Annotated in this window: 11 protein-coding genes and 1 pseudogene; 1 reads left to right on the forward strand and 11 read right to left on the reverse strand. The window is 67.9% G+C overall.

What is annotated here, in order from left to right:
- Positions 1-4: 4 nt before the first annotated feature.
- Complete coding sequence (locus tag BM388_RS12415) at positions 5-679, reverse strand: polyamine aminopropyltransferase (RefSeq protein ID WP_089850622.1); 675 nt, start codon at positions 677-679, stop codon at positions 5-7.
- A gap of 148 nt (positions 680-827) precedes the next feature.
- Positions 828-1,382, reverse strand: coding sequence for a YqhA family protein (locus BM388_RS12420; RefSeq protein ID WP_089850624.1), 555 nt, complete (start codon positions 1,380-1,382; stop codon positions 828-830).
- 114 nt (positions 1,383-1,496) lie between these two features.
- On the opposite strand from BM388_RS12420, the gene BM388_RS12425 reads away from it, so the two are divergent.
- Entirely contained in the window at positions 1,497-2,426 is a 930-nt protein-coding gene (locus BM388_RS12425) for a YihY/virulence factor BrkB family protein (RefSeq protein ID WP_089850626.1), read from the forward strand.
- Positions 2,427-2,534: 108 nt separating this feature from the next.
- Here the strand turns inward: BM388_RS12425 and BM388_RS12430 are convergent, their stop codons facing one another.
- The 9 genes and pseudogenes from BM388_RS12430 to BM388_RS12470 form a co-directional block, all read right to left on the reverse strand.
- Positions 2,535-3,965 (reverse strand): phospholipase D family protein, encoded by a 1,431-nt coding sequence (locus BM388_RS12430; protein WP_089850628.1) that lies wholly within the window; start codon positions 3,963-3,965, stop codon positions 2,535-2,537.
- Between the two features lie 219 nt (positions 3,966-4,184).
- A complete protein-coding gene (locus BM388_RS12435; protein ID WP_089850630.1) occupies positions 4,185-4,427 on the reverse strand; it encodes a hypothetical protein in 243 nt (80 codons plus the stop codon).
- A 78-nt stretch (positions 4,428-4,505) separates the two neighbouring features.
- Complete coding sequence (gene ureG, locus BM388_RS12440) at positions 4,506-5,162, reverse strand: urease accessory protein UreG (RefSeq protein ID WP_089850632.1); 657 nt, start codon at positions 5,160-5,162, stop codon at positions 4,506-4,508.
- 25 nt (positions 5,163-5,187) lie between these two features.
- On the reverse strand, positions 5,188-5,904 hold the full coding sequence (locus BM388_RS12445) for an urease accessory protein UreF (RefSeq protein ID WP_089850649.1): 717 nt from the start codon (positions 5,902-5,904) through the stop codon (positions 5,188-5,190).
- Positions 5,894-6,439: an urease accessory protein UreE gene (locus BM388_RS12450; protein ID WP_089850635.1), complete on the reverse strand. Its 546-nt coding sequence runs from the start codon at positions 6,437-6,439 to the stop codon at positions 5,894-5,896. Before BM388_RS12450 ends, BM388_RS12445 begins: the two co-directional genes overlap by 11 nt.
- A 247-nt stretch (positions 6,440-6,686) precedes the next feature.
- Positions 6,687-8,390, reverse strand: coding sequence for an urease subunit alpha (gene ureC / locus BM388_RS12455; RefSeq protein ID WP_089850638.1), 1,704 nt, complete (start codon positions 8,388-8,390; stop codon positions 6,687-6,689).
- Positions 8,391-8,578: 188 nt separating this feature from the next.
- Positions 8,579-8,881 (reverse strand): annotated as a pseudogene (locus BM388_RS18105) (urease subunit beta); the annotation flags it as partial.
- A 48-nt stretch (positions 8,882-8,929) separates the two neighbouring features.
- Positions 8,930-9,232 carry an urease subunit gamma gene (locus BM388_RS12465; RefSeq protein ID WP_089850642.1) on the reverse strand — a complete coding sequence of 101 codons (303 nt, stop codon included), beginning with the start codon at positions 9,230-9,232 and terminating at the stop codon, positions 8,930-8,932.
- Positions 9,233-9,257: 25 nt separating this feature from the next.
- Positions 9,258-10,190 (reverse strand): urease accessory protein UreD, encoded by a 933-nt coding sequence (locus BM388_RS12470; protein WP_089850644.1) that lies wholly within the window; start codon positions 10,188-10,190, stop codon positions 9,258-9,260.
- Positions 10,191-10,323: the final 133 nt, after the last annotated feature.

Here is a 10,323-nt window from a genome sequence, read left to right on the forward strand (position 1 = left end):
CCGATCAGCTGGCCAGCCAGATTCGGTGCTTCGCACCCTTGCCGGGGCGATGAGCGCGCACGATGACCTCCTCGACCAGCAGGCCGACGCGACGCAGCCGCTCGGTGAAGGCCGGATCCTGACCCGCCGACCAGACCGCCAGCACCCCGTCGGGGCGCAGCGCTTCCTGGGCCGCGGAGAGCCCCTGGGGCGAATAGAGCCAGTCGTTCTCGCGACGCGTCAGTCCCTCGGGCCCGTTATCCACGTCGAGCATGATGGCGTCGAAACCGCCGGGTTCGCCGCGCAGCAGCTCGCCCACGTCGCCCAGGGCGACGCGAGTTCGCGGATCATCCAGCGGGTAGCCGGCGGCCGCCCCGAGGGGACCGCGATTCCACTCCACCACGCCCGGCACCAGCTCGGCGACCACCACCTCGGCATCCTCGCCAAGCGCCGCCAGGGCCGCCGCCAGGGTGAAGCCCATGCCCAGGCCGCCGACCAGCACGCGAGCGCCGGGGCGATCGGCGATCCGTTCGCAGGCCAGATCCGCCAGGGCATCCTCGGAGCCATGCAGGCGGGTGTTCATCAGATCGCCCGGCGCGCCGGCGATACGAATGGAGAACTCGTCATTACGCTGCAGCAAGCGCAGCAGGGTGCCCTGGCCGGGAATGCTCGCGGTGCCGATCTCTTCGAATTTGGCCATGCTGTCTCGCTGTCACGGGAGTGGAACGGCCACCGGAATGGCGCCGAAAGCGCGCATTATGCGCGGGCCGGCAGCGTCTTGCCATGCATCCGCCCGGGAAACGCGCTACGAGGGGGAACGCGCTCGGGTAGCCGCACCTGGGCCGGCGTCACTCCTGCTTATGCGCCAGCGCCATCAGATAGAGCGCCAGCGACAGCGCCAGCACCGAGAGCGCCAGATAGATGGCATCCAGCGGGGTGTCGAAGCTGATCCCCACCACCGCACGGAAGAACTCGATGATCACCGCCAGGATCACCACCCGCGCGATCTTGTCCTTGAGCTGATCAAGAGAGCTGACGTTGAAGGGGTGGTGGGGATCGCGCCCCTCGGCGGGCTCGATGCGCGAGACGAAGAGCTTGTAGACGCCCAGGGAGAAGATCATCAGCACCAGGGCGATCAGGTAGATGTCCACGGCCACGATGATGTCGGTGACCACGGTCTTGTGGATGTCGACGCCGCCGTTGAGGTAGTGGCGCCAGGTATCGGCGAGGATCGAGAGCACGTCCAGGCTGGCGATGATGAACAGCACCAGTGCCCCCAGCAGCGCCGGAATCACGGCCATCAACACCATCAAGCGCGAGTGCCACAAAAAGGCCTCGAAGCGTCGCTCGAGTTGACCGCGATGCCGCGGGGGCCGGGTGTCGGGGCGTTGTTCTGGTTCCATGAAGTGCGTCTCCTCGATGACGGGGCGTCGGCCGGCACGAACGCCGCCGAACATTTGACCCAGGCGCGCAGGATACCCCTATGATGACGCAGGTACACTGGCACGGCAGCCCCGATGACGTCACTCCCCAAAACACCCCGACAGTCGCTCCTCACCCTGCTGCCGCTGACATTGCAGTTCCTGTGGCGGGTGGTATGCGCCTTCCTGCGCAATCGCGGCATCCTGCTGGCCGGCGGGGTCGGCTACAACATCCTGCTCTCCATCGTGCCGCTGTTCGCGCTAATGGTCGTGCTGCTGGCCGGCGTGGTCGACCAGCAGCATCTGCTCGAGGTACTCTCCATCCAGGCGCGCCATCTGGCCCCCGCCCACGCGGAAGTGCTGCTCGACGCCGTGCGCACCCTGCTCGACTCCCGCGACGTCATCGGCATCCTGGGCTTTCCCGTGCTGCTGCTGTTCAGCTCCTTCGCCTTTCGCATGCTCGAGGATGCGCTGGCGATCATCTTCCATGCGCCCGACACCCACCATCCCCATCGCCGCCTCTGGGTCTCGGTGGCGCTTCCCTACGCCTTCATGCTGGTGCTCGGAGCGGGCCTTCTCGCCCTGACCCTGCTGGTCAGCCTGGCCAGCTCGATGAATGCGCTGTGGCTGTCGCTATTCGAACGCAACCTTCCCCTTGCCGGCCTCTCCGAGCCGATGCTCAACCTGACCAGCTTCCTCGGCGTCTTCCTGCTGTTCAGCGCCATCTACAAGGTGCTGCCGGTGGTCACCATCGCCCTGCGTCGCGCCGTGGTGGGGGGCTTCGTCGCCGCCCTGCTCTGGGAGGGCGTGCGCCTTTTGCTGGTGTTCTATTTCGCCAACATCTCCCTGGTCAACGCGGTCTATGGCTCGCTGGCGACCCTGGTCGTGGTGCTGCTGAGCCTGGAGGTGGGCGCCATCATCCTGCTGCTCGGTGCCCAGGTCATCGCCGAGCTGGAGCGCAACGCCCGCCTCGGCCTGGCCTGGTACATCGACCCTCGTCGCCAGGCGGTAACCCACGTGGATTGACGCCCTCGGTGGCGATGGCCGCTCAGCACGGCGCGTGGCGCAGCAGGCGGCATGGCTCAGTGACGGACCGGCTCGGAAAGTGGCTCAGGAGATGGATCGAAAGGCAGATCAGAAGGTAGAGAGCCCGGTGGCCTCCATGAGCCGATAGCGCAGCCACTGCCCGGTCGAGGCATCGCCATGGGCCGCGAAGGGCTCGCTGGTGATGCGAGGCGGGGTCGAGTGCCAGCGACGCTCGAAGAAGGCCGCCGCGTCGATGAGGGCCTGGGTCGCGGCGGGCCCCACCAGGCGCACGCTGGTCTCCAGGTTCAGGTCGTCCAGGTTGCGCCGGGTGAAGTTGGCGGAGCCGAGGATCATCTCGACCTCGCCACCGGCATCGGCGGGTCGACGCAGCAGCAGCTTGCTGTGGCACTGCTCGCCCTGGGTGACGCACCAGCGTATCGGCACCCCGGCGGCATGGAGTTCGCGTGCCACCGGCCGGTTGGGAATGCCGCCCTTCTCGATCCCGAAGGCGTCACGATTGGGGTCGAGCAGCACTCGCAGAACCACGCCGCGTCGCCGGGCCGCCACCAGCGCCTCGATCAGCTCGCGATGCGAGAGGTAGAAGACGGCGACATCCAGCCGGTCGCCTGAATCGCTTGCCTCGATGGCCGCGAGCAGCGCCCGGCGGATGGCCCCCTCGGTGAGCACCTGCAGCCTCGCGCCCGCCACCGGGGCCTGCGGGGCGTCCAAGGCCCCGGGACCCGGCAGGCGCACGCCCGACCAGCCGGCCACCGGGCGCTCCGAGGCCAGAAGGTCCCGCGCTGCCGCCCCCTCGAAGCGCAGCGCCACGTTGCCGTGCCGGCTGCTGGCATCATGGGGATTGGCCGAGGTGACCAGTGCCGACCAGCCATCCCCCCGGTCGACGACCAGGGTCTTGCGATGGTTGGCGTTGAAGTTGAGCAGGCTCAGGTAGCTTCGCAACGGCACCTTCCCCGGCCCCAGGGGATTGGGCAGCCAGCCACCGTCATGGTGGTTGCCGAGCCAGCGCGGCCCCAGATGCCAGGCCCCCGACCAGAGCGGATTTGAAGCCCGCAGCCGCGTCAGATCCGTGATCACCACCGTGACGCCCGCCTCGCGTAACCGCTTGAGGTGGGCAGGCGCGAGACCGCCATAGAGGGTATTGAGCGGGTCGGTGATCACCACGGCCTCGAGCGCCGGACGCTGCGACCTGCGCTTGACCAGGGCATCGGTAAGCTGCGCCGACAGCGGCCGAAAGTCCTGGCCATCGGCGGCGCCGGCGAAATCGTTGAACAGGAACATGTCCAGCACCACCAGGCGCTCGGCCTGGCCGATCAGCGCCATGGCCTCGTCGAAGATCCGGCGCCGGGCGTGTCGCTCACCAGAGGGGGCGTACCAGGTCTCGTCGGCGAGAAAGCGCACACCCTCGGCGGTGCGTTCGGGAAAGGCCTGGCCGAGCCCTTCCGGCAGCGGCTTGTAGCGCTGCCAGGCGCCCATGGCGAGCCAGGCCACGAGCAGTGCCGTCACGATCCAGGGCCACATTCGGCGCCTCCCTTTGCTTCGGCCTTCCACGCCATCCGTCCCTCGGCCCTTCATGCCGTCTTTCCTCCGACCTCTTCCCAGGCGCTGCCCGACCAGCATGGCTCCCTCGCGTTCCCTGTCGCCGAGGCGGGCGACGTTCCTGCCAGCATAGCGACCGGCCGCCGCAAAAGCAGTACGCCCGGCCGAGGCCGGGCGCAGCAGATCGTGACCGTATCCGATTCAGCCCTGGCGGTACCGCCGGCGGCGACGCCACACCAGGCGCGCCAGGGGCACCAGCGCCGCCAGCCCCAGCGCGCCGATCGCCAGCACCGCGAGCATCGCCGGGCTGCCGGTATGGGCGTGGACGGTGGGGGCCGCATGGCCCGAGTGCGCCAGCACCAAGGGGCTCAATAGCAGGCTGGCCGGCAGCAGAGTGGCGCCGAGGGTAACGGAGCGGAGCATCTTGGAAGGACGCAGGGTCATGGGGTGATCTCCTGGGAGTAATGAAAAGGGTCGGGAAAACGCTGGATCGGCCACGCAGCCGTGCTCGGCGCCTGCGGCTCAGGCAGGGGCGGCATCGCGGCCGGGAGTGGTCGACGACATCGGACGACGCTCGGCCAACATGCCGCGCTCGAGGATGAAGGCGATGATCTCTTCCAGGCCAACGCCGTCGTAGAGGTTGGCGAAGACGAAGGGGCGCTCCCCGCGCATCTTCCGCGAGTCGCGCTCCATGACCTCGAGCGAGGCGTGGACCTGCTCGGCGATATCGATCTTGTTGATGATCAGCAGGTCCGACTTGGTGATGCCCGGCCCCCCCTTGCGCGGGATCTTGTCGCCGGCCGAGACATCGATCACGTAGAGGGTCAGGTCGGAAAGCTCCGGGCTGAAGGTCGCCGAGAGGTTATCGCCACCGGACTCCACCAGCACCAGCTCGAGCCCCGGATGGCGCGCCTGCAGGTCATCGATGGCAGCGAGGTTCATCGAGGCATCCTCGCGGATCGCCGTGTGCGGGCAGCCCCCGGTCTCCACGCCGAGGATCCGATCCGCCTGCAGAGCCTCGTGCTTGAGCAGGAAGTCGGCATCCTCGCGGGTGTAGATGTCGTTGGTGACCACGGCGATGTCGTAGTGGTCCCGAAGGGCGCGGCAGAGCTGCTTGAGCAGGGCCGTCTTGCCGGAGCCCACCGGGCCGCCGACGCCGATTCGCAGACAATGAGTCATGGTGCTTCTCCTGGCTTTTCCAGCCTTAGCTTCTGAACAGTCGTGAGTACTGGGTCTCGTGCAGGGCACTGGCCAGGGCCAGGCCCGGCAGCGCCGGCCCCAGGGCGTCTTCCTCTAGCGACAGGGCCGCGTCTACCGCGGATACCAGCGCCGGGCGCATTCGCTCAACCAGGCGCTGGGCCGCCGTATGCCCGAGGGGCAGGGCCTTGCAGGCCACGGCCAACTGGTTCTCCAGCCAGGCCCAGGCGAAGCCCAGCATCGCCTGGCGCGGTGGCACGCCGCGCACGTGCGCCGTCCAGGCGAAGACCGTCACATAGCCGGCGTTGGCCGGCAGCGCCGGTGCCTCGCTCGAGGGGCCACCCGGCAACAGCGCGAGACTCCCCAGCAGACGCACCAGGGCGGCGCCCAGGCGGCTATCTTCGGCGGCAAGCTCCGCGGTCTCGCGGTTGGCGGCGAGCCAGTCGTCCCACCCGGCGATGGCCTCGCCATCCGCCTCGTCCCAGGCCTGGGTCAGGCGGGCCAGGGCCGGCAGCTCGCAGCGAGTCAGGCCGTCCTCCAGCACGCCCTCGAGCCACTCGCCGAGACTCGCTTCATCAGACACCCAACCCAGTTCGAAGGCGCTCTCTAGCCCCTGGGAGAAGGCGAAGGCGCCGATGGGCAGCGCCGGGCTGACCAGCTGCAGCAATCCCAGCAGCGCCAGGTCATCGCCCCGCGCCGCCGTTGCCGGCCCCTCAGTGGGCATGGTCATGATCGTGGCCGTGGTGATGCGGGTGATGCCCATCACCCTCCCCGGCCGTGGCCGGAGAGGGTGTATGGAATTGGGCGTGAGAATAGGCACCCGGCTCGGGGTCGAAGGGTGCCCGGTGGTGCTCGAGGCGCGCCCCCAGCCGCTCGGCCAGCGCCTCCAGCACATGATCCGGCGGGAAGCGCACGAAGCCGCCCTGACCCGGTGAAGCGTCTTCATCCTCGCCCAGCGCCAGCTGAACGTGACGGTTGCCCAGGTGATAGGCGAGACGCGCCATCGGCAGGCCCGCCGCGATGCGGGCGGTGACCACCGGCTCCACGGCGGCGCGGATGCGCACCACCTCGCCCCCCTCGGCGCGCAGCCCCTCGCCGTCGCGCAGCACCGGGCCACGATCGAGGAACAGGCCTATGGTGCGCCCGGCATCGCTTACGGCCTTTAGCCGGCCCAACACGCGCTGCTCGAAGGGAAGTGTCAGGGTATCGGTGGCCTGGTCGGCCGCGATGGGCCCGAGGCGTTCGATCAGTTTCAGCATTGAACAACCGCTCCTATGGTGTCTCGAGATGAGCCAGTCCTGCCTTCGCTCAACGCCACGTGTCCGAAACCCTGGCGCCCCGTACGGACTCCCGCGGTCGGAAAGACGGCACCTCCCTGTGCCGGCTTTCCTCGATCTTCATCCCTGAAGATCGCCCGCGTCGCTTCGTCCGGGTCACCAGCGGCCACGCGAGGTTTCGCGTCGACAGGCTGGCTCTCATACATGGGCATCCTCATCACCATGGTCATCAGAACAAGTGGTAGCGCTGGGCGAGCGGCAGCTCGGTGGCGGGCTCGCAGGTCAGAAGCTCCCCATCGCAGCGCACCTCGTAGGTCTGCGGGTCGACGCTGAGCTCGGGGCAGGCGTCGTTGAGCTTCATGTCGGCCTTGCACACGCCCCGCACGTCCCGGCAGGCGCTGAGCGGGCTCTTCAGGCCGAGACTGTCCTTGATGCCGGCCGCGAGCGCCGCCTGACTGACGAAGGTCAGGCGGGTCTGGCTCACCGCCCCCCCGAATGAGCCGAACATCGGGCGGTAGTGCACCGGCTGGGGGGTGGGGATCGAGGCATTGGGGTCGCCCATGGGAGCCATGGCGATCATGCCGCCCTTGAGGATCAGCGCCGGCTTGGTGCCGAAGAAGGCCGGTTTCCAGAGCACCAGGTCCGCAAGCTTGCCCACCTCGATGGAGCCCACCTCATGGCTCAGGCCGTGGGTAATGGCGGGATTGATGGTGTACTTGGCGATGTAGCGCCGGGCGCGCACGTTATCGGCACCGCGCCCTTCATCTTCCGGCAGCAGCCCACGCTGCTGCTTCATCTTGTGGGCGGTCTGCCAGGTCCGGCAGATCACCTCGCCGACTCGCCCCATGGCCTGGGAGTCCGAGGCGATCATCGAGATCACCCCCAGGTCCTGGAGGATGTCCTCGGCGGCGATAGTCTCACGACGGATGCGCGAGTCGGCGAACGCCACGTCCTCGGGAATATTGGGGTCCAGGTGGTGGCACACCATCAACATGTCGAGGTGCTCGTCGATGGTGTTAACGGTATAAGGCCGCGTCGGGTTGGTCGAGGACGGCAGCACATAAGGCTTCGAGCAGGCGGTGAGGATGTCCGGCGCATGGCCGCCCCCGGCCCCCTCGGTGTGATAGGTGTGGATGCCGCGTTCCTTGAAGGCGGCCAGGGTGTCTTCCACGAAGCCCGACTCGTTGAGCGTGTCGGTATGGATCGCCACCTGGACGTCATAGCGCTCGGCAACACTCAGGCAGTTGTCGATGGACGCCGGGGTAGTCCCCCAATCCTCGTGCAGCTTGAGGCCCATGGCGCCGGCCTCGAGCTGGGCCTCCAGCGCCTCGGGAAGGCTAGCGTTGCCCTTGCCGAGCAGGCCGATGTTCATGGGCAGGTCATCCACCGCCTGGAGCATCTTGCCGAGGTGCCAGGCCCCTGGCGTGCAGGTGGTGGCGTTGGAGCCGGTGGCCGGACCCGTGCCGCCGCCGAGCATGGTGGTGATGCCGCTCACCAGCGCCTCCTCCACCTGTTGGGGGCAGATGAAGTGGATATGGGCATCGATGCCGCCGGCGGTGAGGATCTTGCCCTCCCCGGCGATCACCTCGGTGCCGGGGCCGATGACGATCTCCACGTCCGGCTGGGTATCCGGGTTGCCGGCCTTGCCGATGGCCTTGATGCGCCCCGCCTGGAGGCCGACGTCGGCCTTGACGATGCCCCACCAGTCGAGGATCAGCGCGTTGGTGATCACGGTGTCCATGACCGAATCGTCGTGACGCTGGCTCTGCCCCATGCCGTCGCGGATCACTTTGCCGCCGCCGAACTTCACCTCCTCACCGTAGTGGGTGGCATCGCGCTCGACCTCGATCCACAGCTCGGTGTCGCCCAGGCGTACCCGATCACCTGTCGTGGGACCGTACATGTCGGCATAGGCCTGACGGCTGATCTTCATGACGGTTCTCCCTGATCCGTGTCATCGGGTTGCGAGGATCGCGCGCCTTGCGCAGCGTCGGGCGCATTGGAAGGCGACGCGGAGGTTCGCGCAGCGTCGGGCGCATTGGAAGGCGACGCGGAGGTTCGCGCAGCGTCGGGCGAATTGGAAGGCGACGCGGAGGTTCGCGCAGCGTCGGGCGCGATAAGAAGCCGGCCCATGACGTCGCCACGGAAGCCGAAGATGCGGCGCGCCCCGACATAGGGAATCAGCGTCACCTCGCGCACCTGGCCCGGCTCGAAGCGGATCGCCGTGCCGGCGGCCACATCCAGCCGGTAGCCCCGCGTGCGCTCGCGATCGAAGGTCAGGGCCGGATTGGTCTCGGCGAAGTGATAATGGGAACCGACCTGGATCGGCCGGTCGCCGGTATTGGCCACCTCGACGGTGATCCGATCGCGTCCCGCACAGAGCTCGATCTCACCGTCCTGTAACTGGTACTCACCGGGAATCATCGGCACTCCCTCCTGTAATGTTGAAAACTGCGCGAGTGCAGCCAGTTTTCAGACGATGGGCGTATGCACGGTGACGAGCTTGGTCCCGTCCGGGAAGGTGGCCTCGACCTGGACCTCGTCGACCATCTCGGCCACTCCTTCCATGACGTCATCGCGGGTCAGGATCTCGCGCCCATGGCTCATGAGATCCGCGACGCTACGACCGTCGCGGGCGCCCTCCAGGATCTCGAAGCTGATCAGCGCCACCGCCTCGGGGTAGTTGAGCTTGAGACCACGATCGCGGCGCCGCTCGGCCAGCTGGGCGGCCGAGAAGAGCAGCAGCTTGTCCTTGTCTCTAGGGGTCAGTTCCATGGGGCGTCTCCATCAAGAAAAGCAATCAGGTCAACCAGATCCTGGGGATATGGGCCGGCTGGCCGAGCAGCCTCGGCCGCAGGATCTCCCAGGCCTGGCGACACAGCCGCCAGGCCTCGTTGCGCTCGCCGCCCAGGTAGCGCATCAGCAACACCCCGTGGCGCACCGTCACCGCCCATCGCGGATTCGTCGGCAGACTATCGCGCAGCGCCTCCACGGCGTCCGATTCGTCCTCGAGCCCCACCGCCCAGAGCGTGGCCTGCACGCTGGCACCGCCCTGCCCCCAGCGGCCGGCAAAGCGCGGATGACGGGGATCCAGCGGCTGACGCTCGAGCCACAGGGGCCGGCCGTTGCGGGTCAGATGAAAGCGCTGCTCGATGCGGCCACTGGTGAAGGGCAGCGCACTCGCCGGTCGGCCCAGGGCCATCACCTCCCAGCCGAGGCAACGTGACGTCTCCGACAGGGCAATGGTGGTGCGCTGCTCGCCCTTCGAGCCGTCGAAGGCCAGGGTTTCCTGGGGCAGCCACTCGAGCATCCCATCCTCGGCGACATCGAGGTGCGTATGCTGCTGCCAGGCGACGCCATGGCTGTCGGCCCGGTAGAGTTTGTTGGCGGCCGGGGTGGTCAGCAGCGCATGGGCCCCCGCGCCGACCCGGACGCTGATGGTCAGGGCGTCACCGCTGACCAGGCCGCCAGGCGGATGCAACAGGTAGACATGGCAGGCGCCGGGGCGGCCTTCCGCATGACGGCCCTCGGGGTGAAACGGGCGCTGCACCCGCAGCGGCCCGTGGTGGCGGGCTCGCGTCATGCGGGTCACGCCGTCTCGGGGCTCGAAGGCCAGGTCCAGCGAGGCCGCCCAGTGGCGTCCGGCATCGAAACGATGCCCCGAGACAGGCCCAGAGACCGGCCCCGAGGCCGGCGATGGCGGTCCTGGCGTGAGTGTCGAGAAGGCCGTCATGGCGGTCCGCCCTGTCAGGAAAGTGGCAATTGCACTGACTTCAGCAAGGGCTGTACCAGAACGGTGATAAATAGAATTACCCAAATATTTTCAATGGTTTGAATGGCCATCAAGGGAGCATCGCCGGATCACC

Source organism: Halomonas saccharevitans, assembly GCF_900116405.1.
Classification (GTDB): Bacteria; Pseudomonadota; Gammaproteobacteria; order Pseudomonadales; family Halomonadaceae; genus Halomonas; species Halomonas saccharevitans.